The following is a 26,394-nucleotide window of genomic DNA, read 5'->3' on the forward strand; positions in this document are numbered from 1 at the left end:
ATTCTTTAATCTCAGAGTGCCACTATGAGACGCAGATCAAAAGATCGCGGCCTTCGGCAGCTCCTTCATTGGAATGCGATCTCCTGTAGGAGCTGCCGCAGGCTGCGATCTTTTGGCGTCATCACCATCAACGAAAACCTGCGCGCAGATCACCTTCGCGTGCCAGAAACCGCCCTTCCCGGCGACCATTCGCCTGCCCGTCGCGATAGCTCAACACGCCATTGACCCACACCCCATCAATCCCCTGCGCCGCCCGTTGCGGATCAGTGAAATCCGCCACATCGCGCACCGTCGCCGGATCGAACAACACCAGATCCGCCCAGTTTCCCTCACGAATCTCACCGCGTTCCTTCAAGCCAAACCGCGCCGCCGACAGGCCGGTCATCTTGTGCACGGCGGTGTGCAGCGGAAACAGCCCGACATCGCGACTGAAATGTCCGAGCACTCGTGGGAAAGCGCCCCACAGGCGTGGATGCGGGAACGGGTCTTCCGGCAGTCCGTCAGACCCGACCATCGACAGCGGATGCGCGAGGATTTTTCGGACGTCCGCCTCGTCCATGCCGTAGTACACCGCGCCCGCCGGTTGCAGGCGTTTGGCGGCGTCGGGCAGTGGCACATTCCATTCGGCGGCGATGTCGATCAGGTCGCGGCCGCTGACTTCAGGATGCGGCGTCGACCAGGTGATGGTGATGCGATGAGCGTCGGTGACTTGCTTCAGATCCAGTGTCGAAGAGCTCGCCGCGTAGGGATAGCAATCGCAGCCCACATGCTGGGTTTTCGCCGCTGCCTCCAGCGATGCGAGCAACTGCGGACTGCGCCCCCAGTTACCGACACCGGCGCATTTGAGGTGGGAGATGATCACCGGTGACCGCGAGTGACGGCCGATGCTGAACGCTTCTTCCATCGCCTCCAGCACCGGTTCGAATTCACTGCGCAGGTGGGTGGTGTACACCGCGCCGAATGCGCTCAGTTCTTCGGTCAGTTGCTTCACTTCGTCGGTGGAGGCGTTGTAGGCGCTGGCGTAGGCCAGGCCTGTGGATAAACCGAGCGCGCCGGCTTCAAGGCTTTCACGCAATTGCTCGCGCATCGCGGCAATTTCGTCAGGCGTGGCGGTGCGGAACAGGTCGTCGAGGTGGTTGCTGCGCAGCGCGGTGTGGCCAACCAACGCGGCCACGTTCAACGTGGTGTTCGCCGCTTCGACGGCGGCGCGGTAATCGCTGAAACGGGGATAAACGAACGCCGCTGCGGTGCCGAGCAGGTTCATCGGGTCCGGCGGATTACCTTGCAAACTGACTGGCGAGGCGCTGATCCCACAGTTGCCGACGATCACCGTGGTCACGCCCTGACTGAGCTTGGGCAACATCTCCGGCTGACGGATGACCACGGTGTCGTCGTGGGTGTGCACGTCGATGAACCCCGGGGCCAGCACGCGGTCGGCGGCGTCGATTTCTTCCGTGGCGCGGGCATCGTGCAAGTCGCCGATACGCTCGATGCGCCCGTTGAGAATCGCCACATCGGCGCGGTAGCCGGGCGTGTTGCTGCCATCGATGACGGTGGCGTTGCGGATCAGCGTGTCGTACAGCATCTCAGTCTCCCAGCGGCAGGTGATCGTCACCGCCACGGTATTCGTCGAGGGCGAGTTTGATCCGCCGCAGACGCTCTTGATTGTCTTCAGGATTGGCCAGCGCCAGCTCGGTCGCAAGCACATCGATGGCGAGCAACATGCCGTAGCGCGCCGCCGTCGGTTTGTAGATGAACGAAGTTTCCGCGCCTTGCAGCGGCAGAACGATGTCGGCCAATTCGGCCAGCGGCGAGTCGGCGCGGGTGATGGCCAGAATGCGCGCGCCATAGTTGCGCGCCAGTTCGACGGTTTCCAAAAGCTCCGGGGTGATGCCGGTCAGCGAGCAGACGATCAGCGCTTGCTCGGCACTGAGGCTGGCGGCGGTGACGCGCATCATCACCGCGTCGTGGCACACCGCAATCGGGTAGCCGAGGCGCACCAGGCGCACCTGCAACTCGTCGCTGCACAGGGTCGAGCAACCGCCCATGCCGAACGCATGAATCATCCGTGCCTGACCGAGCATTTTTACCGCATCGGCGAAGCGCGATTCGTCAAACCCGGCCAGATGCTGGCGCAGCGTGGTTTCGATGTCGCCGACAATCTGCCCGTAGAACGCCGACTGCTCGGGCGTGCCCGCCGGGTCGAGAAAGCGGCTGCCAACGCCGCTGGCCTGAGCCAGTTGCAGGCGCAGATCACGCAGGTCGCGGCAGCCCACCGTGCGGGCGAAACGCGACAGCGTGGCGGTGCTGACCTCGGCCCGTTGCGCCAGTTCTTCGAGGCTGGCGGAGGCGGCAAAACCGACGTCGTCGAGCATCAGCCGGGCGATGCGGCCCTCGCCCGCGCTGAAGGAGTCCTGACGGGCGCGGATCTGATAAAGGATGTCCATGGCGGCTGGCTCCGGTTACAGCAAATAAGAAAGACCGACGGTCAGACCGAAAGCGACCAGCGAGATCAGGGTCTCAAGCACGGTCCAGGTCTTGAACGTCTGCGCGACCGTCATGTTGAAGTATTCCTTGATCAACCAGAAGCCGCCGTCATTGACGTGGGAAAAGATCACCGAGCCGGCGCCGGTCGCCAGCACCAGCAATTCCGGGTGTGGATAACCCAGGCCGATGGCTACCGGCGCAACCACGCCGGACGCGGTGGTCATCGCGACGGTGGCCGAGCCGGTGGCCACCCGCATCAACGCGGCGAACAGCCAGCCCATGATCAGCGGCGACAGGTGAAATTCGTGGGCCAGACCGACGATCTGATCGGTGACCCCGGCGTCCACCAGAATCCGGTTCAGACCACCGCCGGCGCCGACCAGCAAGGTGATACTGGCGGTCGGTGCCAGGCACTCGTTGGTAAATTTGAGGATCGATTCACGATTGAAACCCTGGGCGATGCCCAACGTCCAGAAGCTCAGCAAGGTCGCCAGCAACAGCGCAATCACCGAGTTACCGATGAACAACAGGAACTGGTTGAACCCACTGCCCGGCGTGGAAATCAGATTGGCCCAGCCACCGATCAGCATCAGCACCACCGGCAACAGAATGGTCGCCATGGTGATGCCGAAACCCGGCAGCTTGTCGCGCGGTTCGCGGTCGAGAAATTGTTTTTCCAGCGGGTTATCCGCCGGCAACTGAATGCGCGGCACGATGAATTTGGCGTACAGCGGGCCGGCGATGATTGCGGTGGGAATACCGATGGCAATCGCATACAGCAAGGTCTGCCCGACCGAGGCCTGATACGCCTGCACCGCGAGCATCGCCGCCGGGTGCGGCGGCACCAGCGCATGCACCACCGACAGGCCGGCGACCATCGGCAAGCCGACCATCAGAATCGACACGCCCACACGCCGCGCCACGGTGAAGGCGATGGGTACCAGCAACACAAAACCAACTTCGAAGAACAGCGGCAGCCCCACCAGAAACGCGATGCAGACCATCGCCCAGTGCGCATTCTTCTCGCCGAATTTCTCGATCAAGGTGCGGGCCATCTGCTCCGCGCCGCCGGACTCGGCCATCATCTTGCCAAGCATCGTCCCCAGCGCCACCACCAGCGCAATATGCCCCAGTGTCTTGCCCACCCCGGCCTCATACGCCCCCACCACGCCCGACGGCGGCATCCCCGCCACCAGCGCCAGACCAATGGAAATCAGGGTGATGACAATGAACGGATTGAGCCGGTAACGCGCGATCAGCACGATCAAGGCGATGATGGCGACGGCGGCATACATCAGCAGCCAATAGCCGAAGGAAGGCGTCATGCGGTACTCCTCGGAAGGGTCACGTTCGAATGGGTTGTGAAACTCATAAATCATTTCGAGATCGAGTTTTCAAACCGCATGAAAGTAATTTTCGTGGAGAGGTAAGGCGTGTCGCTGCTGGATATGTCTTGTCGCGATTAATGAAAATCACGGGGCGGGATTTACACGGCTCTCGCGCAAACCCAAAGCCCTGCAGGAGTGAGCCTGCTCGCGATAGTGGTGTGTCAAAACACGATTGTTTGACTGACACGCCGTTATCGCGAGCAGGCTCACTCCTACAGTTTGATTGCATTCCGTCAGTCAGAATGTGGGAGCGAGCCTGCTCGCGAAAGGCTTGATGCGGTGCAGCAGGATTCACACCATTTCGTTACGAATCCAGTCCACCACCGACGTACGCTTCGGTACCCAGCCCAGCAGTTCGCGGGCGTGTTTGCCGCGTACGCGGCTGTTGGAGCCGAGGCCATAGTTGGCCATTTCGTAGCCCCATTCGGCTTCGGCGTCTTGCAGCGGCCAGTCTTGTGGCTTGCCGAGATTCAGCGCTTCGGCCATGGCAGTGGTCATGTCGATGAACGACGCTTCACCGCTTTCGACGAAGTAGAACGTGCCCGGTACGTTTTTGGTCAGCGCCAGCAGGTACAGGGCGACGACGTCTTCGATGTGCACGTTGGACCAGATGTTCTGGCCAGTGCCAACGTGGCGCACCACACCACTTTTGCGCGCTTGTTTGAGCAGACGCGGCAGCTGCACGCTGTCGCGATTGACGCCCAGGCTGTGGCCGTAGATCAGCGTGTTGCAGATCACTGCCGAGTTCACACCGTCCTGCGCGGCGGCGAGGATCAGGTTGTCGATGGCGACACGGGCAGCCTTGTCGACGGTCGGCTCCGGCAGGTTGTCTTCGTAGTAGATGACGTCGCTGGACTTGCCGCCCGACGCATCGCCGACGATGCTCGAACCGCTGGTGTGCAGGAACACTTTGTTCGAGCCGCGCAGGGCATCGAGCAACGCTTCGACCGCGCCGCGATGGTCGCTGCTGGCGGCGTTGATCACCGCATCGGCGGCGCGGGCCTGTTCCGCCAGCAGCGTGGCGTCTTCGAGGGCGCCGATCACCGGGGTGATGCCCAAAGCTTTCAGCTCATCAGCCTGTTCGGCGCTGCGCACCAGGCCCGTGACACGGTGCCCGGCCGGGACCAGACCGGTGGCGATGGAGCCACCGATAAAACCGGCGGCGCCGGTGATGAATACGTTCATGGAGAAACTCCCTGCGTGAATAAGTGATGCAACGAGTATCGACCGGCCACCCCGATGGAAAAACCCGCCCTCGCCCAAATCACTGTTGCGCAGGGGTCACGAATCAGCCCTTGAAATCCGCACTGGCGTACGCCGCGAGTTTGCTCTGGATGAAGTCGAGGAAGCACTGAATGCGCAGCGCCAGTTGCGAGTTCCGGTAGTACACCGCGTTGATTGGCTGGCGATAACCGCTGTTGAATTCCGCCAGCAGCACCTTGAGGCGCCCGGCGCGAATGTCGTCGATGGTCATGAAGTGCGACAGGCAGGCAATGCCCTGGCCTTCCAGCGCCAGATGGCGCACGGTCTCGCCGCTGGAGGCGCTGATGGCCGGGGTGATCGGCCAGCGGTCGCCATGCACGTAGCGCAGCGGCCATTGGTTGAGGCCTTCGTTGTGGGTGAAGCCGAGCAGGGTGTGTTCGCTCAAGTCGGCGACCTGCTGCGGCGCGCCGTGCTGCTCCAGATAGGCCGGACTGGCGACGATCAGCAGCGGACTGCAACCGAGCGAGCGTGCATGCAACGTCGAGTCGGCAAGGGTACCAATGCGGATGGCGATGTCGGTGCTTTGTTCCAGCAGGTCAATGATCAGGTCATTGCTGTTGAGTTCGAGCTGGATGTCCGGGTACAGGCCACGGAATTCGTCGATGTACGGCACGATGGCGTGCAGCATGAAGGGCGACGCGGCGTTGATCCGCAGGCGTCCGGACGGGGTTTGCTGGCGTGAGGACAGACGCTCTTCGAGCGCATCCATCTGGTCGAGAATCAGCTTGGCCTGCTCGAAGAAATACTTGCCCTCCTCGGTCAGGTCCATGCGCCGCGTGGTGCGGTTGATCAGCGTGGTGTCGAGCTTGGCTTCCAGCCGCGACAAGGTGCGGCTGACCGCCGAAGGGGTCTGGCCGACCTGCTCGGCAGCGGCGGAAATCGAACCGCACTCGATCACGCAGACGAAAATCTGCAACTCATCGGATCTGGCTTTCACGGGTGTCCTCTTTGAAATCGCCAAGATCGCAGCCTTCGGCAGCTCCTACATTGAAATCATTTCCCTGTAGGAGCTGCCGCAGGCTGCGATCTTTTGCTCTTACCGCCGATAGTAGCCCGAAACCATTCAAGCCTTGAGACCAAACACCTCTTTCAGATGCTGCTCATACCGCGCCACATCATTCTCGATGTTCGGCCGCTTCATCACGTCCACACACAGGAACGTCGGCAACCCGGTCATGCCCAAAAACTCATTGGCCTTGTGGAACGGGAAATACACCGCATCCACACCCTTGGCTTCAAAGAAATCGCTCGGGTCATCAAACGCCTGCTGCGGTGCGTTCCAGGTCAACGACAGCATGTATTGCTTGCCCTGAATCAGGCCGCCACTGCCGTACTTCTGCGACGCGTCGGAACGGGTCCGACCATCGCTGGCATAGAGGCTGCCGTGGCCTTCGGTGAAGACTTCGTCGAGGTACTTTTTCACCGTCCACGGCGCGCCCATCCACCAGCCCGGCATCTGATAAATGATCACGTCGGCCCAAAGGAATTTGGCCACTTCTTCGGCGACGTCGTAGCCCTCATCGATGAACGTGGTTTTGACATCCAGACCGCCGCGATCCAGCACGCTCAGCGCGGCTTCGTGCAGGGTGGCGTTGTAACGACCGTCGGAGTGAGCGAATTTCTTGCCACCATTGAGCAACAACACTTTTTTCATCAGAACGCCTCGCGCAGCCATGGGGCTGGGGAAAGATGGGAAAACGAATGGCGGCAGGTTAACCATCCACCTCGCGCGGAATAAGCCGCGTCGGCGCAAAATACATTTGATCAAAAAGCACGAATCGAATGCCGATTGTTGCAATAGCATTCTCGGCCATCTGCATTTGAGGAGTTGTTTTGATGAGTGAACGCCACGGTTTCATCCTGCACGCCAAGACCCGCCCGGAAAAAGCCGAGGCCTTCGAAGCGCTGTTTCGCGCCTATGTCGAGCCGAGCCGCGCCGAGCCCGGCTGCATCGAGTACCACATGCTGCGCGACAAGGAAGACCCGACGCTGTTCATCTTCTACGAGATCTGGGAAAGCCAGGCGCACCTGGACGTGCACTCGAACCTGCCGCACATGCGCGAATTTTTCGACAACCGCATGACGTACCTGGAGCGCGATTTCGATATCCGTCGGATCGACATGCTCAGCGCTTCTTCGGCTAGCCGCTGATCAGCAAGTGGGCGCCGAGTGCGCCCAGTCCGATAAAGAACACCCGCTTGAACAGCACGGCACTGATGCGCTGACGCAGCCATTGGCCGAGCCACATGCCCAGCATCGCAGGGATCAGCACCAGCAGCGACGCACTCAATTCGCCACTGCCCAGTGCGCCGCGCCAGAACAGGCCACCGGCCAGCGCCAGGGTCGAGACGGTGAACGACAGGCCCAGCGCCTGCACCAGCTCATTGCGCTGCAAACCCAGCGCCTGCAGGTACGGCACCGCCGGAATCACGAACACGCCGGTGGCCGAAGTGATGACCCCGGTGATCAGTCCGCACAGCGGACCGAGCCACGGCTCATGCCGAGGATTGACCTGCAGCGTCGGCAGCAGCAACCCGCTCAGCGCATACAGCAGCAACGCCGCGCCCAGCCCACGCACCACCCAATGCCCGCCTGCCATGCCGATCGACAACATGCCGACGGCGGTGCCGAGGAAGATCATCAGCAACAGCGGCCACAGGCGATTGATCAGCCCTTTCAGATGCCCACCAAAAGCCAGTTGCCAAACGTTGGTCAGCGTCGCCGGAATGATCAGCAGTGCCGCTGCCTGTGACGGCGCCATAGCCAGACCGAGCAGCCCCATGGCGACAGTGGGCAGGCCGAGGCCGATCACGCCTTTGACCAGCCCGGCCATGATGAAGGTGGCGATAACCAACAAGGACAGGGCCAATCCGAGGTTGTGGTAGAAATCTGCGAGTGCGTTCATGGCGCCACTGTGCGCTTTGGCGGGTGAGTTGAAAATCTGCCATATACTGAGGCTGCCTCTGCCTATGCAAGAGGCTGAATTATTCAATGGAGCGACCGGCCTCATCGCGAGCAGGCTCACTCCTACAGGTTTGTTCGCCACCCATTCTGTGCAGGAGTGAGCCTGCTCGCGATGAGGCCAGTCCTGCCCCTACAAAATCCGAGGCTGCCCATGCACTTCGACCTCACCGACCTGCGCCTCTACCTGCACATCCTCGACACCGGCAACATCACCGCCGGCGCCGCCCGCAGCCACCTCTCGCTGGCCGCCGCCAGTGCGCGCATCCGCGCCATGGAAGCCTCGCTGGGCACCGAGTTCCTGCAACGCGGACGCCGTGGCGTGAGCCCGACGCCGGCCGGCAAGGCTCTGGCGCAGCACGCGCGCATTCTCCTGCAACAGGCCGAACGCATGCAGCAGGACCTGGCCGAGTACGCCCAGGGCGTCAAAGGTCAGGTGCGGCTGTTGTGCAACACCACGGCGATCACTGAATACCTGCCGGAAGTGCTCGCGGACTTTTTGTGTGAGCATCCCAACCTCGACATCGATCTGCAGGAGCTGCCCAGCGCGCGAATCACCCACGCCTTGCGCCAGGGCGCAGCCGATATCGGCATCGTCTCCGATGCAGTGGACACTACCGATCTGCAGACCCAGCCGTTTCGCGACGATCCGTTGCGGCTGATCGTGCCGCCCGGGCATCCACTGGCCGGAGCCGCCGAAGTCAGCTTCAGCGATGCTTTGCACTACGATTTCGTCGGTCTGAGCACCGACAGCGCGCTGGCGATCTACCTCGAAGAACAGGCGCTGCACAGCGGCTCGCGCATGCAGGTGCGCATCCGCGCCGACGGTTTCGACGGGGTGCTGCGCATGGTCGCCCGAGGCGCCGGCCTCGCCATTGTGCCGCTGGCCGCCATCGAACGCGCGACGCCGCAAACATTCAGCAGCATCGCGCTGAATGAGCCGTGGGCGCGCCGCACCCTGATGCTCTGCGCCCGGGATTTCAGCGCCCTGCCCGGTTATGCCAAAGCCTTGCTGCAGGCCTTGGCTCTCCCGGAGGGCAAAGCGCGTTTCTGAGCAGCTTGATGTCGAGCACAGACAACTGAGCGGCAACCGGGCGCTATAGGGTGCGAGTTGGTTTCTTTGCCATCCGCCCACTGCCCGGAGTTCTCATGACCGCGACCGCCCCCATCACCGTTCTGCGCGACACCCACCCACTGCCGGTACTCGATGCCTGCAAATGGGAAAAACTCGAAGGTGACCCGCACACCGTCAACCTCAACGCCTACACCAGCGAAGACGGCAGCAAGATCATGGGCACCTGGATCTGCACACCGGGCAAGTGGCGGGTGGACTACGTGAAGTGGGAGTACTGCCACTTCCAGGAAGGCTACTGCATCATCACCCCGGACGGCATGGCGCCGATTCATCTGCGTGCTGGCGACATCTTCGTGGTTGAGCCGGGGATGAAAGGCACTTGGGAAGTGGTCGAGACCGTGCGCAAATATTTCGTCTTTGCCTGACAAGCAAAAGATCGCAGCCTTCGGCAGCTCCTACATGGACAAGATATACACCCTGTAGGAGCTGCCGAAGGCTGCGATCTTTTTTGCCTCACATAAAAAAACCGGGAAACCACCTGTGGCGAGGGAGCTTGCTCCCGCTCGGCTGCGCAGCAGTCGTAACCTCAGTAAATGCGGTTTTTATGAAGAACCGCATTGACCGGGTTTGGGTCTGCTGCGCAGACCAGCGGGAGCAAGCTCCCTCGCCACAAAAGCACTCTTGCCACCAGAGCATTGGTGATCCGAATTTACTGCGGCTTGCGATAGCTGTTGATAATCGCCGAGAAGTCCTTGCCGCCTTCCCCGCGCTGGCTCATCGCCTGATACAACTGCTGCGCCACCGCGCCGAGCACCACCGGCTGATGCGCCTGACGCGCCGCTTCGGTCGCCAGCCCCAGATCCTTGAGCATCAGTTCGGCACCAAACCCACCGGTGTAACCGCGCGAGGCCGGTGCCGTTTCGACGATCCCCGGCCACGGGTTGTACATTTCCGAACTCCAGCAACGCCCGGTCGAGCTGTTGATGATCCCGGCCAGCACCGAGGTGTCGATGCCCAGTGCATCGCCCAGCGCCATGGCTTCGCTGACACCGACCATCGAGATCGCCAGCAGCAGGTTGTTGCAGATCTTGGCGATTTGACCAGTGCCGACTTCACCGCAATGCACGATGTTGCGGCCCATCTGCGCCAGCACCGGTTGCAGGGTGGCGAACAGTTCCGGGGTGGCGCCGACCATGAAGGTCAGCGTGCCAGCGGTCGCGCCGCCAGTACCGCCGGAGACCGGTGCATCGGCCATGGCCACGCCTTGCTTGGCGGCTGCGGCCGCGACATCGCGGGCGGTCTGCGGATCGATGGTGCTGCAATCCACCGCCGGCACGCCTTTGCCGATACCGGCCAGCACCCCGTCCTCACCGAGCCAGACGCTGCGCACATGCACCGCCGCCGGGAGCATGGTGATCACCAGTTCGGCGTCTTCGGCTGCTTCTCGAGCCGAGGCGCGGGTGCTGCCGCCCAGTTGCTCCAGTTCCGCCAGCACCGTCTTGTTCAGGTCCACCAGATTCAGTGAATGGCCGGCCTTGATCAGGTTGCGCGCCATCGGCGCGCCCATGTTGCCCAGACCGATAAATGCGATTTTCATGGCTATTCCTCAGCGCAGGTTGATGGTGGTGTTGACGCCGTCGTTGACGCTGTCGTCATCGAACCAGCGCGCCGTGACCGTTTTGGTCTGGGTGTAGAACTGCACCACTTGCTTGCCGTACGGGCCGAGGTCGCCGAGTTTCGAACCACGCGAACCGGTGAAGCTGAAGAACGGCACTGGCACCGGAATCGGGATGTTGATACCGACCTGGCCGACGTCGATTTCCGTCTGAAATTTGCGCGCCGCTGCACCGCTCTGGGTGAACAGGCCCGTGCCGTTGCCGAACGGGTTGGCGTTGACCAGCGCGATGGCCTGATCGAGGGTGTCGACTTCCAGCACCACCAGCACCGGGCCGAAGATTTCCTGGGTGTAGATCTGCATGTCAGTGGTCACGCCCGAGAACAGGGTCGGGCCGACGAAGTTGCCTTGCTCGTAGCCCGGCACCTTGATGTCGCGACCATCGAGCTCAAGCTTGGCGCCTTCCTTGATGCCGCTTTCGATCAGATCGAGAATCCGCGCCTTGGCTTTCTTCGAGATCACCGGACCAACATCAGTGCCCGCCTCGCTGCCGGCGTTGACCTTGAGTTTCTGCGCCAACGCTTTCAGATCCGGCAGCCATTGTTTCGCCGCACCGACCAGCACCACCACCGAAGTGGCCATGCAACGTTGCCCGGCCGCACCGAAACCGGCGCCGACCAAGGCATTCAGCGCTTGTTCGCGATTGGCGTCCGGCAGCACCACTGCATGGTTCTTCGCGCCCATCATCGATTGCACGCGTTTGCCGTGCTTGCCGGCCAGGTCATAGACATGCGTACCGACCGCGGTCGAACCGACGAACGACACCGCTTTGATGTCCTTGTGAGTGCACAGGCCATCAACCACGTCCTTGCCACCATGAACCACGTTGAGCACACCGGCCGGAACGCCCGCCTCAATCGCCAGTTCCACCAGCAGCATGGTCGACAGCGGATCCTGCTCCGAAGGCTTCAATACGAACGTGTTGCCGCAAGCGATCGCCATCGGGAACATCCACAGCGGAATCATTGCCGGAAAATTGAACGGGGTGATGCCGGCGCACACGCCGATCGGCTGGCGCAGGGTGTAGGTGTCGACGCCACCCGCCACGTTTTCGGCGAACTCGCCCATTTGCAGGGTGCCAATGGAACAGGCGTGTTCGACCACTTCCAGGCCACGGAAAATATCGCCCTCAGCGTCTGCAATGGTCTTGCCTTGCTCGGCGCTCAGCACCACGGCAATGCGTTTGGAATGCTCGCGAATCAGTGCCTGCAGCTTGAGCATGATGCGCATCCGCGCGCCGATCGGGGTCAGTTTCCAGGTCTGGAACGCGCGGTGGGCGGCACTGATGGCGGCGTCGACTTCAGCGGCAGTGGCGAACGGGACTTTGGCCAGCACTTGCTGAGTCGCCGGGTTGACGATGTCGTGCCACTCGGTGGTCTGCGATTCGACCCACTCGCCGTCGATCAGCAGCTTGACCTTCTGGACCGTGGTTTCGTTGGGCGTAAGCGATGCGTTCATGCTGGTCTCCGAAACTTGTTTTTATCGTAGGAGCCAAGGCGAAGGGGTTCGCCTTGAGATGAGGCGTGTGTCACGAATTGGTTGTCGGACTGTTTTTGGAGTATAGATGTGCAAACTTCTAATAAGAACGCACATATAAGCCCGTCCATCATGCAAAAAAACATCACCTCCCTGGGGTCGCTGAACTGGGACGACCTGAAGTTTTTCCTCGAAGTCGCCCGCACGCGCAAGGCCAGCACCGCGGCCAAACGGCTGGCGGTGGACTACACCACCGTGTCGCGGCGCATCAGTTCGCTGGAAGCGGCGTTGGGCACATTGCTGTTCGAAAAATCGCGTACCAGCGGTTTTGTGCTGACCACCGAAGGCCAGCGCCTGCTGGGTTATGCCGAGTCGATTGAAAGCACGTTGCACATGGCTTGCGAGCAGGTCTCAGGCTCTGGCGTGGCGCTGTCAGGGCATGTGCGCATGGGCTGCACCGAAGGTTTCGGCAGCTTTTTCATCACCCCGCAGCTGAGCCACTTCGTCGACGCCTACCCGGCGATCTCGGTCGATATCCTGCCGCTGCCGCACTTCATCAGCCTGTCCAAACGCGAAGCCGATATCGTCATTGCGCTGGAACGCCCGGAGCACGGCCCGTACGTGTGCTGCAAACTCTGCGACTACCGCTTGCAGCTGTACGCGACCCAGGACTACCTCGACCACCACCCACCGATCCACCGCCCGGCCGATTTGGGCAAGCATCAATTCATCAGTTATGTGGATGACCTGGCGTTCAGCTCGGAGCTGCTGTACCTGGCGAACGTGCTGCCCGGCGCCAGCGCAAACCTGCGCAGCACCAGCGTGATCGCGCAGTTCGTCGCGGCGCAGCAAGGGCGTTCACTGGCGATTCTGCCGTGCTTCCTCGCAGCGCAGGATCCGCGTCTGCTGCCGGTGCTGCCCGAAGAAATCGACATCACCCGACAGTTCTGGATGTACTGCCGGGAGGATCTCAGGAAGTTAAAGCGGATCACCCTGTTGTGGGATTACATCCGTGAGGTGACTGAGCTGAATCGCCCGTTATTGATGGGTGAGACAAGAGACCTTTTATTTACAGCTTGAATGCCTACAGGCCGCAAAGAAGTTAGCTTCCGAGATGCCTGACTACCAAGAGCGAGAATACGATGACTGCAATAGCCATCTGGTGTAACGAAGAGGTTACCAACAATCCTTCACTCTGGATTGCGGCAGATAGCCGGGTAACTTCTGGGCAAGCCGTCCTCGTAGAGGACGCAGCTAAAATCATAGGCCTTCAAGTTTTATGCAGGTCACCTGCGGCCGACGGTTTTTTCTCAAATGTCTATCACGAACACACCATTGGCTATTGTTTCGCAGGGAGTACATTGATGGGGCAAAACTCATATTTGGGATTTGCGCCAATGCTGAACAATCTGATTTCCCCCACGCAGTATGTCCCCTCAATGGCTGACATTGCTCAACACGTATTGAGCTTTCTCCGTCTGACATTCGATGAATATAAGGTTAGGGCCGGACAAGGAGCAGTTTTTGAGGCCGCCATATTTGGTTTCTGCCCACGTAGCAACGTGCTATCGACTTATCATTTTCACCCCCAAATGATCGACACCACCCTTCAAATGACTTCGACAGCCTATGTAGGAATGAGATCTCGTGAGTTTGTTTACCTTGGGGACGAGGGAGCTACCATGCGCGAGAGGATTGCGAACGCCTTTGCTGGGGAAGATGCTCCCGATAGACCTGTCAACCGCGTTCCACGCTACGTGATCCAGGATCGAATAGATGATGAAGCCAGCGAAAGCATTGGTGGTGACATTCAGCTCGGAATAGCTGATCGATTAGGCTTCCACCCACTTACCCTATGCAAACCACGAGTACAAGGTCAGTCAGCCGCGTACATGAGCTATCTTGGACGTGATCTGACGGGAGGTATTGGACACGTTGGAGAAGCTACAGTCGGCATGCCTGGGATGGCATGAACACCTCTCGAACTTACGCAGCCCTTCCGCCCACTGTTGTGGGATTAGATCCGCGAAGTGACCGAGCGCAATCAGGGCCTGCTGATGGGGCAGACCCGCGAGATGCGGTTTGCCGATTAATCGGCGCTGACCACAATCGACACCCGGCGATTCTCGCTGCGTCCGGCGGTAGTGTCATTGGACGCCACCGGCTCGCTGCTGCCCAGTCCGCGCAACTGGATGTTCTCTTCCTTCATACCGACGGTGGTCAACACTTTGGCCACACTTTTGGCCCGACGCAGCGACAGTTGCTGGTTGTAGGTTTCTTTGCCCGAGGCATCGGTATGACCGTCGACCCGCACCCGCTCGATACCGACGCCGAGCAGCGCCTTGCCGATGCGTTCGACGATCTCGGTGCTCTGGTTGTTCAGGCTTTCGATATCGCTGCCAAACAGCACTTTGCCGGACAGGCCAAACTCCCAGCCCTCGTCGGTCGCCTCGAAGCCTTGTTGTTTGAGGACGGCGATCTGCGCCGGGGTCAGACCTTTTTGCGGTGCGGTCTGGCAGCCGGTCAGCGCCAGTACGGCGATCATCAGCAAAGCGGAAAACAATCGAGCGGGAAATGTGAACACGGGAATCAGCTCCTGGTTTGAAGATTGACGACCGGGCTCTCCGACCCGGCAGTGAATTGAGCACCACGCGACAGGCGCTTGGCCTGATACATCGCCGCGTCTGCCGCATTGAGCAAGGCGCCTGGCGTGACACCATGATCGGGAAAAACGGCTATGCCGATACTGAGCGACGTCACCACACTGGTATCGCCCGGTAGCGCGATGGGCACGTCCATGCTGGCGAGAATCTTGTCGGCAATGCGCTCGGCGTCTTCGATCTTGTGCAGCGGCGCGAGCAGTACGGCGAACTCGTCGCCGCCGAGCCGCGCCACCAGATCCTCTTCACGCAGCTGCGCGCGGATCCGATTGGCGACCGCCACCAGTACCGCATCGCCAGCGGCGTGACCAAAGTTGTCGTTGATGCCTTTGAAGCGGTCACTGTCGAGAAACAGCACCGCCACCCGTTCGTTGAGCTTGCCGGCATTGCGCAAGGCGCGAATCAACCGGCCCTCGAAAAACGCCCGGTTCGGCAGGCCGGTGAGGCTGTCGTGGCTGGCCTGATGGGCAAGAGTTTCGTTCTCGCTTTGCAGGTGGGTTTGCCACGATTCGAGTTCGTCGAGCAGGGCATTGAAGTCGTTGCCGAGGTTGTCGAGCTCGGCGATCTGCGCCGGCGGTACCCGGCGATCCAGTGCTCGCTCGCTGCGGGCAGCGTGGGCCACCGCCGCGAGGCTGCGAAGTGGGCCGGTAATGCTGCGCAGCTGTCGGCGCGCCAGATACAGCGCGACCCAGGCACTGATCGCGGTGCAGAGAATGATTCCCGCCAGACCGCTGAGCAAAAAGCGCATCAGGCTGCCGCCGTGACCGACCAGCAGGATGCGTCCGATTTCACGATCCTGATGGACGATCGGCAGGCTGATCGGCTTTTCCAGAATGGTCCGGGCCGCCTGCATTTCCAGCTCGGAAAACAGGCCGTTTTCGGGCCGCTGCCAACGTGCGAGCAACGTGCCCTGCGCATCGAAAACCTGAGCGTCCGCCACTTCTTCGGTGGACGCGATCAACGCCAGCGCTTCCGTCGCGGCAGCCTTGTCGTTGAACACTACCGCCGCTTCCACGGTGTAGCTGATCGAGCGCGCAATCAGGTGCAGGTTGTGATCGGCGTACACCCGCAGCGCGAGAACCCCCAACAGGGTCAGCGACACACTGGCCATCGTCACGGCCACCAGCGCGACAGTCAAATGTCCACGGCCGATGACCGAGCCCAGTGTCGGGCGTGTTCTGGAACCGAACAGTTTCATGGCGCCGCCGGTTTGCGGCGCGACAACTGCAACACGCTCGGGTGGATGCGTACGCCGCTGCGGGCGACGGAGTCGAGATTGACTTCGAAGGACACCTGCTCATCGCCGACGCGCAGGCAGAACAGGCTGCCGACCGTGCACTGATCGCCACCTTCGCTGATGCTCAGCACCGGATGGCCGATCAATGAAGTGAACAGCCGACTGCGTTCATCTGCGGTGAGTTTGCCGATGTACACCGCATCGCATTCGCTGACGATGGCCGGATTGTCGGCCAGCAATCGGCGCACAGCGACCGGACGACCAGTGGCTTGCGTGGTGCCTTTGACCAGATCGTCGGTGTACTCGGTGGGACCGACGATACACAGGCGCAACTGCGCAGGCTCGACCGGCCAGCGTGCGTAGCTGAGGATGCCCAGCACGACTTGCGTCACTGACCGGGCGCGTTGTTCGGCCATGCCCGCGGGCATTTGTGGCTGCGCCATGGCAACGCCCGTCAGCAAACAGAACAGACCGACAAGCAATACGTGCTTGCAGCGAACCACGCGCTCTGTCGCCCAGACTGCCACCTTCATGCAGGGATTCTCTTGGATCGTACCGAAATGATGCCGCAACGATAGCACAGCGGAGTAACACCAGCGAGACAGTGCCTTCTGACCGGCTGGTCAGTAACCGCCGCCAATCGCCAGATCTTTCATCCCCGAGCCTCGCCCCCCTCCTCCAGTTCCAGCATCAGTCCGCTGAGGCGCTTGACCTTGCGCTGCACGGCCTCTTCGAACACGCCTGCGCGAGTTTCGACCAGAGTGAACCAGTTTTTCGCGCGAGTGATCCCGGTGTAGATCAACTCCTTGGTCAGCACCGGATTCAGGGCATCCGGCAGAATCAGCGCGGTGTGCGCGAACTCCGAACCCTGGGATTTGTGCACGGTCATGGCGTACACCGTTTCCACGTCGTTGAGCCGACTCGGCAGCACGAAACGTACGCCGCCCTGCCCATCGTTACGCGGAAACGCCACGCGCAATACCGGTTTGCCCGCGTCGGGGCCCTCACGCTCGGGCAGCTTTAGCGCAATGCCGATGTCACCGTTCATCAGACCCAGGCCGTAGTCGTTGCGGGTCATCAATACCGGCCGGCCTTCGTACCATTGCTGGTCACTGTCGATCAGCCGCGCCTTGAGCAAGGCGTCGGTGATGCGCTGGTTCAAGCCTTCTACACCCCAAGGGCCTTTGCGCACCGCGCACAGCAACTGGAACGTATCGAATGCCTGCAGCACTTCACGCGCCCATTGAATCCAGTCCGGGTGTTCCAGCGGTCGGCCTTGTGGTGGTCGTTGATTTCGCAACACGCTCAGGTAATGGCGATAGCCCTGCGGACCGTCGCCATGGCCATCGAGCACCAGACGCTCGAACTTGTGGTTGTGTTCGCCATTGAGCGGCAGCGAGAACACGTCGGCGTAATGACCAGCGCTCAGCAATTGCCGCGCTTCCTCAGGCAACTGTTGATTGACACGCCGCGCGAGTTGCCCGATGCCGCTACCCTCGCCGAATCGTCGGGAGTGGCGCAACATCACCAGTTGCTGCGCCAGTGGATGCGAGCCGTCGTTGTCTTCGTGCAAACCGCTGTCCTCCAGCGATTCACCACTGACAGACTCCAGCCATTGTCGGGTTTGCGGGTTATACCAGCCAGCCTCGGCATCGCGGCACAGATCGCCGAGCACCCCACCGGCCTCCACAGAGGCGAGTTGATCCTTGTCCCCGAGCAGCACCAGACGCGCATGTGGCGGCAAGGCATCGAGCAGATTGGCCATCATTTCCAGGTCGATCATCGACGCTTCGTCGACCACCAGCACGTCCAGCGGCAAGCGGTTGCCCGCATGGTGGCGGAAGTGACGGGTACCGGGCCGACTGCCAAGCAGACGGTGTACGGTGGTCACGTCACAGGGAATTTTCTCGCGCACGGCTTCGGTGACTTTCAGCGACTGCACTTGCTGACTGATGGACTCGGTCAACCGTGCAGCAGCTTTGCCGGTGGGTGCCGCCAGACGAATCCGCAGCGGCTGACCGGCCTCCACGGCGGGTGCCTGGAGCAACGCCAGCAGGCGCACCACCGTGGTGGTCTTGCCGGTGCCCGGGCCGCCAGTGACGATGCTGAATGCGCCGCGCGTGGCAAGGGCGCAAGCAAGTTTCTGCCAGTCGACCACCGCATCCTGTTTTCTCGCCCCAAACAGCTCATTCAAGCGCTGCGGCAAGTCCGCCGGCGGCACTTCGCCCTGCGCCAGACGCAGACGCAAGGCGCTGTCGATCCGTCGTTCATAAGCCCAATAGCGGCGCAGATACAGGCGCTTCCCGGACAACACCAAGGGGCGTTCCTGCGCTGCGGCACTTGTGTCAGCCGCCAGCGCGACCAGTTGACTGCCCGCCAGCACCTTGCACCAATGAACGCCGTCGAGGGCTTCGAGCAATTGCGACGGCAGCAGCAAAGCCCCCCCTTGCACATCCCCTTCGGGTGGGAGCGACAAGGCGAAATCCGGAGCATTGAGGGTTTCGAACAAATCCAGACACACATGCCCGTGACCAAGCTGATGACTGGTCAACGCGGCGGCGAGCAGCACCAGCGGATCAGCCTCGGGCGACAACTCATGAAGGAACGCGACAAACGCCTTGTCCAGTGAACGCAGCCAGCCCCGTTCGACCCAGCGGGTCAGCAACAGCAGCAGATCGTCGGCGCGGGTCAGCGGTGACAAGGTCGACAGACTGTCGTCGGCCAACGGTGTCGGCAGCAGATCGGCGAAGGTTCGGTTCATAACAGGACTCCCTGTTCCCATGCGGGCTCGGCTTTGGCTGCAGGCTTGCCCTGGAACAAGCGATCCAGGCTTTCGATGAGCTCTCGTGGCGGACGGGCAAAATACACGCCGCGACTGTCCGCCCGCGTACCGCGCAGGAACAGGTACAGCGCGCCCCCCACATGCCGGTCGTAATCGTAGTCAGGCAGCCGCGCCTTGAGTTGGCGATGCAGTGCCAAAAGGTACAGCACGTATTGCAGGTCATAGCGGCTGTCGAGAATCGAGCGTTCCATGGCCTGCTCGGTATAAGCCATGTCGTCAGCACCCAACCAGTTGGATTTGTAGTCGGCCACGTAGTAACGGCCATCGTGTTCAAAGGTCAGGTCGATGAAGCCCTTGAACATCCCGTTGAGCTGCACCGGCTCGGCCGCCACCCGCGCGACGCCATTATGGGTGTGCTGGCGCACCAGCTCATCGAGTTTGAGCACGTCGACCTGATGGCTGGCGAACCAGAACTCCATCTCGACCCGGTACTGTGTCAGTTGCTCCAGTACCAACGGTGATCGGCCGGCACCTGCCGGCAACGGTGTCTTCAGCAGATGCTCCAGCCAGTCGCTCAACGTGGTGATCCAGCCCTTCCAGCCACGCAAGTTGCAGCGCCGGGCAATCGCGTCCTCCAGCGCATCGCGCTGAACGGCGAAACCTTCGTCGCCCGCCCATTCCAGCAAACCGTGGAGGAATGTCCCCGGATTGGGGCCGCGAGGGAAGCGATGGATATCGGCGCCACCGGCGATGATTTCTCTCGGGGCCTCAGGATCAAGGCGCTCATCATCAAACAGTTTTTGCGCCTGCGGACTGTCCGGCGCTTCATCAGTGCCGACACTCAATACATCACTGATGCGCAAGGCACTATAGGAAGCAATCCACCAGTTTTCACTGGCCTTGCGCTTGGGCAACAAGGTCGCGCTGAGCGTCGCTTCATTGCGCGGGGGCTGATAATGCTCATCCGTAGGTTGAGGCATGTCATCGATGGCAATGGCCGGGCAATCCTGTTGCAAGTCCTGCAGCCAGCGATTCAATCCGGTGGACTCGCCCAGCATCTCGCCACCACCCAGCAGGTATCCAAGTGCAGAAAGATGCAGCACTGAACTGTTGTTACTACCGCGTTTGAGATCGGTCACGCCCAGCCAGCAGGCATGCTGCGCGCGGGTCAATGCCACGTAGAGCAGTCGCAGGTCTTCGGCGAGACGCTCGTCATCGGCCAAGGCAATCAACTCGGCAGTCGGTTTCAGACTCAGCTGCGCCTTGCCTGACGCGTCGTGGTAATTGAGCGGCAAGCGGCTACCGTCCACTGGTTTTGCCGAGCAGATGAACGGCAGGAACACCAGTGGATACTCAAGACCTTTCGACTTGTGGATGGTCACGACCTTGACCAGTTGCTCGTCGCTTTCCAGACGCAGAATCTGTTCCTCACCCGCCTGGCCGGACAATGCCAGGTGTTCGGCCAGATGCCGGATCAGTGCCTGCTCGCCATCGAGTTCAGCAGCAGCCTGTTGCAGCAATTCCGACAAGTGCAGCAGGTTGGTCAGCACGCGTTCGCCGTCGCTGCGTGTCATGAGGATCTGTGGCAGCTGGAAGTCGTGCAGCAGGCGGCGCAACATCGGCAGCACACCTTGCTTGCGCCACAATTCACGATAACCACGGAACTGCATGACGCGGGCTTCCCAGACCAACTCGTCCTGGTTCAACCGCTCCAGCTCGACCAGTGGCAGATTGAGGGTGATGCAGGCCAGCGCGGCTTTCAGTGAGCGCTCGACGTCCGGCTCGGCGCAGGCCTTGAGCCACGACAACAAGTCATGAGCTTCCTGGGCGGCGAAAACCGAGTCCTTGTCCGAAAGGTAGACGCTGCGTACGCCTCGCGCAGCCAGTTCACCACGAACGGCCTGCGCCTCCTTGCCATCGCGAACCAGAATCGCAATGTCCGAAGGACGCAGGCCTCTGAACTCCTTGCCACTCTGAACAAATCCAGCGTTGCCGGTTTGCCCGCCGTTGAGCAACGCGGTGATCTGACTGGCACAGGCCGCCGCCAGTTGCTGGCGATAGACGGCACCCGACAGCGGCTGGTCGGTAGGCAGGTGCCAGACGTTCAGCGCCGCAACTTCCTGTCCGGCAATCTGTAGCCACTCTTTGCGACCCTGAGACTCGACGGGTTGAAACGGTACCGGGTTCTTGCCGGTTTTCTGCCGAAACAGAAACGCGCCGCGCCCCAGCTCTCGGGACTCGGCGCGTTCAAACACATGGTTGACCGCTTTCACCATGCCGTGGCTGGAGCGAAAGTTGGTACCCAGCGTGTGCAGTCGGCCGGCTGTAGCCTCACGTGCACGCAGATAGGTGTAGATATCGGCGCCACGGAACGCGTAGATTGCCTGTTTGGGATCGCCGATCAGAAACAGCCCAGTGTCCGGACTGTTGTCTTCGATGCGATAAATACTTTCGAAGATCCGGTACTGCACCGGATCGGTGTCCTGGAACTCGTCGATCAGCGCGACCGGAAACTGCTCGCGGATCAGCGTGGCAAGGCGCTCCGCGCCATCGGACTGCAGTGCCGCGTCAAGACGCAGCAACATGTCATCGAACCCCATCTCGGCGCGACGACGTTTCTCCTCCTCAAAACGCGCGCCTACCCATTTGGCCGCGTGTTGCAGGACTGCGGCATCAGGGGTCGGCAATGCATCGAGACTCGACTTGAGACCGGCCATTGCATCGAGTCCCGGATGGCTCGGCGCCTGGCCTTTCCAGGCTTCGGCCATACCGTCGGGCGTCAGCCGGGTGAAGCCGGTGCCGATGTCCAGTTGCTCCAGCGACTCGTCTTCAGCCCAGGCCTTGAGCTTTTCAAACCAGGGTTCAAAGTAACGGGCCTGCATCTTGCGGCCGTCGACGGCTTTGTTCGCAACGCCTTCATGACAAATGACGAGCAGCTCATCGGCCCATTGGCGCCAGGGCATCTTCAGCTCAAGCAAGGCCGCACGACGCTCCTGCAGACACTCGTCGATCAGTTCTGCCGGTGGCTTGCCTTCGTCGCTGTCGCGCTCGCTGGCAAACAGGCCACGCACTCGAGGCAGCAGCGCCGCGGGTCCGCCCCAGTTGTTGCGCACCCAGTTGAGGACATCGCCCTGCATCGGGTAGCAGAACAGGCGCCAGTAGTCGCGCAGCACCTCGCCGAGCAAATCGCTGTGATCGGTCTCGAGGGATTGAGTAAACAGGCTGCCGCTATCAAAGGCGTGCTCACGCAACATGCGCTGACACCAACTGTGAATGGTCGAAACGGCGGCCTCGTCCATCCATTGCGCGGCGATATCCAGACGATTGGCGCAACCGGACCATTGTTGCGGCGCATATTGTTCGCGCAGATCAGCAATCAGGGCATCAGGCGCCGGTATCTCATCACGGAAAAACCGGGCAGCCTCGGCCAGTCGTGTACGAATCCGCTCGCGCAGCTCCTTGGTTGCCGCATCGGTAAAGGTCACCACGAGGATCTGCGGAGGCAACAACTCACGACCGAAGCCATTCAGGTCGCCGCCATGGCCGAGGATCAGCCGCAGATACAGGGCGGAGATGGTGAAGGTCTTGCCTGTACCGGCACTGGCTTCGATCAATTGGCTGCCGTGCAGCGGGAAGGCCAGTGCAAGCGGAGTCTTCGAACTCATGAGCGCCCCCCTTCGCTTGCGAGTGAGCGCCAGGGCGCTTCGTATAGAGGGCGATATATGGCGTCGCACCAACCCGAAAATGTCTCATCGCTGAGTAGCGAATCAAAATCGACGAATTGCCGGGACAGCGCCGGGCTCTCTCGACGTTCGCCTTCGCTGGTCTGGCCATCCCCTTCATAGGCTTTGCGGGCCGCGGCTTGCGCCTTGAGCGGATCGGACTGGGACAGCCAGGCAAATGCCGTTTTTACTGCGATCGGCAGCGGCTGACGCATTCCAGCCTGCCAGGCGAGCAGCAGATCACCGAGGAAACGCAACGCCCGGCCCTGCTCCATGGGCTCGAGCAACAGCGTGTCATCACTGGCTACCAACGCAGTGGTCATCGACAGTCCGCTGGCACAAGCGACAAGATGATTGACCCACGGTTTGGTCAACCGGTGCCATTTTCGATTCTTGATCGAGCCGATGCTGTTGGGAATGGTCGTGACTGATAGCAGTCCTCCATCGGCACGCTGATGCAGGCTGGCGAGCCATCCTTCAAGGCGCAATCCCTGCAATTGGAGACTGATGGGAATTGCGCTGTTCAGCGGTGTTGGCCATAACGTGAGCAACTGCTGAAAGCGCTGAAGCAAATCCGGCAGCGGCTCGATCAACTCGCGCTGCAGGCACTCACCGAAACCGGCCATGGGCAGCAGACCACTGTTTTGCAGGCGACGCGCCTGCGCCTCGAGTGCCTGATCGATATTGTCCGGTTGCCGGAGTGCCGCGTCGAGCAAGCTGTCGCTGAGGGTATAGCGTTGCAATGCATCGAGTACGAAAGGCTCCTCGTCCGCCAATGGCGCTTCAGCGGCCTCGAAATACACCTTGAGTCGCTGCGTAAAGAAGTGGCGAACCGGGTTGCGCAGGAAGTCCTGTAGCAGGACCAGAGTGAGGGGTTCTTCCTGGACATAGGGATCGAGCAACTGCTCCGCAGTTTGGCTCTGAGCGGGTTGATGCAAGACCTGCCATTCTCTGGCATAGCTGAATAGCTGATTGCCCTCATGGAAGTAACGCGCGCTGAACGGTTGCAACGGGTGCTCCTCGGTTAACGCGTCCAGCAGATTCCCGCTTTCGTCGGCCAATCGCCAGCCACCGGCGAGATGGTCGCGCAGCTGCCCGATCAGCACCGACGCCGGGCGCTCGCTGTTGTCCCGAATACTGCGGCCGACCCAACTGATATAGAGCTGATTGCGCGCAGACAGTAACGCTTCCAGCAATAGATAACGATCATCCTCCCGTCGGGAACGATCTCCCGGACGGTAATCGCTACCCATCAGATCGAAATCCAGAGGCGGCTGCGCGCGTGGATAGTCACCATCATTCATTCCCAGCAAACAGACGAGTTTGAAGGGAATCGCACGCATCGGCATCAAGGTGCAGAAATTCACGGCACCGGCGAGAAAACGCTGGGACAAGCGGCCCTGATCCAGACCGGCAAGCCAGGCCTCACGTACCACTGTCAGCGGCAGTTCATCTCTCAGGCCTACCGATTCGCAGGTTTCCAGCCAGGTCTCGCGGAGCTCCTCAAGTTGGGTCAGCAAGAAGTCGTCATGTTCATTGCAGGCCTTGAAGAACAATTGCATCAGCGCCTGGAGACGTTGGCCCCACTCATTGGGTTGCGTCGGTTGCGTGAGCTCCTGATGCGCCAGTTCCAGCGCATCGAGCAACGCGACCAAAGGCCCGATCAGCGCAGCATCCAGCCCACCGATTTCATCATAGGGCTCGATGCCCGCACAGGCATTGGAGCTGCCGACAGCGTAACCGAGCAGCATCCGGCGCAAGCCAAAATGCCAGCTGTTTTGTTCGAGTTCATCCGGAAGCCCCAGACCTGCCCGTTGCTCGGCATTCATGCCCCAGCGCACGCCTGCGCCTTCAATCCAGCGATGCAGAGTCGGCAAATCACGTTCCTCAACACCGAATCGGGCACGTAAGGCGGGAACGTCGAGCAAATCGAGGATTTCACTCACCGGAAATCGACTGTCCGGCAACTTGAGCAGGTGCTCGACGGCAATCAGCAAGGGATCGCGACCGCGCTGCCCCTGATCGGCCAGGGTGAAGGGGATGAAGCGCGGATCGTGTCGCTCAAGCTGGCCAAAAACCGCGCGGATGTGCGGAGCATAGCTGTCGATGTCCGGCACCATTACGATCACATCGCGGGGACGCAATTCAGGGTTGGCGCTGAAGCGGGCCAACAACTGATCATGAAGAATCTCGACCTCACGCTGAGCGCTGTGGGCGATGTGAAAGCGGATCGACTCATCCTGCGTCAGATCGACAGCGGGCCAATGCTCACGCGTTTCATCAAGTGGTCGCAACTCCAGGATGTCGTCCTGGAGCTGATTCAGCAAGTTCTGCGGCAGCGTTTCGCTGAACAGGTCGATGCGCCCGTCACGAAATGCCGCGCGATAACTGTTTGGATCATCGTAGCTGTCGAGCAGGTTGATGTAGTCGCGACCTTGTTTGCCCCAGGCGGCGAGCAGTGGATGAGCATGTTGATGCAAGGTGTCAGGATCAAGTACGAACGGCATGCCGGTCTTGCGGCTCTGACGCTTGTATTGGTGGCGCAGCAGATCTTTGTCGGCGACGATATCGGCCCAGTGGTGACGGCAGGGGTTGTGTACACAAAGCAGGACCTGACTGAAACGTGCGAGTCCGGCCAGAGCCTCAAGCACTTGAGCCGGCAATGAAGAAATACCAAAAACGATCACACGTGAGGGCAGGCCTGCGGGGGCGACCTCGAGGGTGTTTATTCTTTCGATAAACCGCTGGTGAACACCCGCACGACTCTGGGCCATGCCTTGCTCGCCAACATCCTGCAATAGCGCTCGCCATAGTTCGGCCTGCCAGCAACTGGTCGGCGGCAGGGGTTTGATTTCGCCCCTGACGTTACGTAATTGATGGAAACCTTGCGCCCAGTCTTCAAGCCAATCCGCGCGATACACCTGATATTGGTCGAAAAGATCCGCCAGGCGTTCAGACAATTGATAGCGCTTGCGCAAGTCGGTGTCGTGGGTGAGAAAGCGCTGGAGCGGCTCGAAATGCGGACGGTCGATCAACTGGGGTAATAGACGCATCAATCGCCAGGTCAAGGGTGCCTTGTCGAGCAGGGATTTGGCAGGGATTTCATCTCGGCCCAGGACCATGCGGTAGAGCTGCCACATAAAGCTGCCGGGTAATTGCACGTCGATGGCTGCAGCAATTCCGCAACCACCGAGATCATCGTCCTGGGGATCCTCAGCCAATGCCAATTTGAGCCATTGGGCAATACCGTTGCTCTGCACCAGAGCGATTTCATTCTCCAAGGGCGCCAATGGATAGCGCCGCATAATGCTGACCACCAGGCTGCGCAGCTCGTCCAGGCTATTGCTCTGAACCACCATGAATGCAGCGTTGAGGGACGAGGCGTCCGGCATAAAAGCTTCCTTGGAAAAGTACAAAAGCCAAGGCAGAACCTTAGCACTGTCGGCAGGCTGTGACAGCCGGAAGGGCCTACCGCATGCTGTAGGAACTTTCCTGCGGGCAAAACAAAACCCCAACTGCTTTCGCAATTGGGGTTTCGGAATTTAATCTTGACGATGACCTACTCTCACATGGGGAAACCCCACACTACCATCGGCGATGCATCGTTTCACTTCTGAGTTCGGGATGGGATCAGGTGGTTCCAACGCTCTATGGTCGTCAAGAAATTC

Annotated in this window: 20 protein-coding genes and 1 rRNA gene; 5 read left to right on the forward strand and 16 right to left on the reverse strand. The window is 60.7% G+C overall.

Annotated elements, in window-relative coordinates; all coding sequences use genetic code 11:
* Positions 1 to 127: 127 nt before the first annotated feature.
* The 6 genes from BW33_RS07135 to BW33_RS07160 form a co-directional block, all read right to left on the reverse strand.
* Positions 128 to 1,585 (reverse strand): N-acyl-D-amino-acid deacylase family protein, encoded by a 1,458-nt coding sequence (locus BW33_RS07135; protein WP_047597995.1) that lies wholly within the window; start codon positions 1,583 to 1,585, stop codon positions 128 to 130.
* Position 1,586: 1 nt separating this feature from the next.
* Positions 1,587 to 2,447, reverse strand: coding sequence for a MurR/RpiR family transcriptional regulator (locus tag BW33_RS07140; RefSeq protein WP_047597996.1), 861 nt, complete (start codon positions 2,445 to 2,447; stop codon positions 1,587 to 1,589).
* A 15-nt stretch (positions 2,448 to 2,462) separates the two neighbouring features.
* Positions 2,463 to 3,812, reverse strand: coding sequence for a GntP family permease (locus tag BW33_RS07145; protein ID WP_047598034.1), 1,350 nt, complete (start codon positions 3,810 to 3,812; stop codon positions 2,463 to 2,465).
* Positions 3,813 to 4,166: 354 nt separating this feature from the next.
* Complete coding sequence (locus BW33_RS07150) at positions 4,167 to 5,060, reverse strand: NAD-dependent epimerase/dehydratase family protein (protein WP_047597998.1); 894 nt, start codon at positions 5,058 to 5,060, stop codon at positions 4,167 to 4,169.
* A 103-nt stretch (positions 5,061 to 5,163) separates the two neighbouring features.
* Positions 5,164 to 6,075, reverse strand: coding sequence for a LysR family transcriptional regulator (locus BW33_RS07155; protein ID WP_047598000.1), 912 nt, complete (start codon positions 6,073 to 6,075; stop codon positions 5,164 to 5,166).
* Between the two features lie 126 nt (positions 6,076 to 6,201).
* The gene (locus tag BW33_RS07160) at positions 6,202 to 6,792 is read right to left on the reverse strand and encodes an NAD(P)H-dependent oxidoreductase (RefSeq protein WP_047598002.1); all 591 of its coding nucleotides are present in this window, start codon (positions 6,790 to 6,792) and stop codon (positions 6,202 to 6,204) included.
* Positions 6,793 to 6,974: 182 nt separating this feature from the next.
* Between BW33_RS07160 and BW33_RS07165 the strand changes: the two genes are divergently transcribed.
* The gene (locus tag BW33_RS07165; RefSeq protein WP_027614144.1) at positions 6,975 to 7,289 is read left to right on the forward strand and encodes a putative quinol monooxygenase; all 315 of its coding nucleotides are present in this window, start codon (positions 6,975 to 6,977) and stop codon (positions 7,287 to 7,289) included.
* On the opposite strand, the gene BW33_RS07170 is transcribed toward BW33_RS07165, so the two are convergent.
* Positions 7,279 to 8,043, reverse strand: coding sequence for a sulfite exporter TauE/SafE family protein (locus BW33_RS07170; protein WP_047598005.1), 765 nt, complete (start codon positions 8,041 to 8,043; stop codon positions 7,279 to 7,281). The genes BW33_RS07165 and BW33_RS07170 overlap by 11 nt on opposite strands.
* Positions 8,044 to 8,253: 210 nt before the next feature.
* Here BW33_RS07170 and BW33_RS07175 point away from each other — a divergent pair, with 210 nt between their 5' ends.
* Both BW33_RS07175 and BW33_RS07180 read left to right on the forward strand, forming a co-directional pair.
* Positions 8,254 to 9,153 carry a LysR substrate-binding domain-containing protein gene (locus BW33_RS07175; protein ID WP_047598007.1) on the forward strand — a complete coding sequence of 300 codons (900 nt, stop codon included), beginning with the start codon at positions 8,254 to 8,256 and terminating at the stop codon, positions 9,151 to 9,153.
* Positions 9,154 to 9,248: 95 nt separating this feature from the next.
* Positions 9,249 to 9,599, forward strand: a complete 351-nt coding sequence (locus BW33_RS07180; RefSeq protein ID WP_003221437.1) for a cupin domain-containing protein — start codon at positions 9,249 to 9,251, stop codon at positions 9,597 to 9,599.
* Between the two features lie 284 nt (positions 9,600 to 9,883).
* On the opposite strand, the gene mmsB is transcribed toward BW33_RS07180, so the two are convergent.
* Positions 9,884 to 10,771, reverse strand: coding sequence for a 3-hydroxyisobutyrate dehydrogenase (gene mmsB / locus BW33_RS07185; RefSeq protein WP_047598008.1), 888 nt, complete (start codon positions 10,769 to 10,771; stop codon positions 9,884 to 9,886).
* Between the two features lie 9 nt (positions 10,772 to 10,780).
* Positions 10,781 to 12,307, reverse strand: coding sequence for a CoA-acylating methylmalonate-semialdehyde dehydrogenase (locus tag BW33_RS07190; RefSeq protein WP_007962100.1), 1,527 nt, complete (start codon positions 12,305 to 12,307; stop codon positions 10,781 to 10,783).
* 150 nt (positions 12,308 to 12,457) lie between these two features.
* Between BW33_RS07190 and BW33_RS07195 the strand changes: the two genes are divergently transcribed.
* Together BW33_RS07195 and BW33_RS07200 are read left to right on the forward strand one after the other, a co-directional pair.
* Positions 12,458 to 13,405 carry a LysR family transcriptional regulator gene (locus BW33_RS07195; protein WP_047598011.1) on the forward strand — a complete coding sequence of 316 codons (948 nt, stop codon included), beginning with the start codon at positions 12,458 to 12,460 and terminating at the stop codon, positions 13,403 to 13,405.
* Positions 13,406 to 13,467: 62 nt separating this feature from the next.
* Entirely contained in the window at positions 13,468 to 14,298 is an 831-nt protein-coding gene (locus BW33_RS07200) for a hypothetical protein (protein WP_047598013.1), read from the forward strand.
* Positions 14,299 to 14,414: 116 nt separating this feature from the next.
* Here BW33_RS07200 and BW33_RS07205 read toward each other — a convergent pair whose 3' ends face one another.
* The 7 genes from BW33_RS07205 to rrf form a co-directional block, all read right to left on the reverse strand.
* Positions 14,415 to 14,870: an OmpA family protein gene (locus tag BW33_RS07205; protein ID WP_177327466.1), complete on the reverse strand. Its 456-nt coding sequence runs from the start codon at positions 14,868 to 14,870 to the stop codon at positions 14,415 to 14,417.
* 44 nt (positions 14,871 to 14,914) lie between these two features.
* Positions 14,915 to 16,183 (reverse strand): diguanylate cyclase domain-containing protein, encoded by a 1,269-nt coding sequence (locus BW33_RS07210; protein WP_047598017.1) that lies wholly within the window; start codon positions 16,181 to 16,183, stop codon positions 14,915 to 14,917.
* On the reverse strand, positions 16,180 to 16,755 hold the full coding sequence (locus BW33_RS07215) for a YfiR family protein (protein ID WP_047598018.1): 576 nt from the start codon (positions 16,753 to 16,755) through the stop codon (positions 16,180 to 16,182). Before BW33_RS07215 ends, BW33_RS07210 begins: the two co-directional genes overlap by 4 nt.
* A 119-nt stretch (positions 16,756 to 16,874) precedes the next feature.
* Complete coding sequence (gene recD, locus BW33_RS07220; protein WP_047598020.1) at positions 16,875 to 18,983, reverse strand: exodeoxyribonuclease V subunit alpha; 2,109 nt, start codon at positions 18,981 to 18,983, stop codon at positions 16,875 to 16,877.
* Complete coding sequence (gene recB, locus BW33_RS07225) at positions 18,980 to 22,669, reverse strand: exodeoxyribonuclease V subunit beta (protein WP_047598021.1); 3,690 nt, start codon at positions 22,667 to 22,669, stop codon at positions 18,980 to 18,982. Before recB ends, recD begins: the two co-directional genes overlap by 4 nt.
* Positions 22,666 to 26,118 (reverse strand): exodeoxyribonuclease V subunit gamma, encoded by a 3,453-nt coding sequence (recC, locus tag BW33_RS07230; protein ID WP_047598022.1) that lies wholly within the window; start codon positions 26,116 to 26,118, stop codon positions 22,666 to 22,668. The genes recB and recC overlap by 4 nt, the downstream gene beginning before the upstream one ends.
* Before the next feature lie 154 nt (positions 26,119 to 26,272).
* Positions 26,273 to 26,388 (reverse strand): 5S ribosomal RNA (gene rrf, locus BW33_RS07235).
* Between the last annotated feature and the right edge of the window lie 6 nt (positions 26,389 to 26,394).

The organism is Pseudomonas sp. RIT288 (assembly GCF_000631985.1).
Taxonomy (GTDB): Bacteria; Pseudomonadota; Gammaproteobacteria; order Pseudomonadales; family Pseudomonadaceae; genus Aquipseudomonas.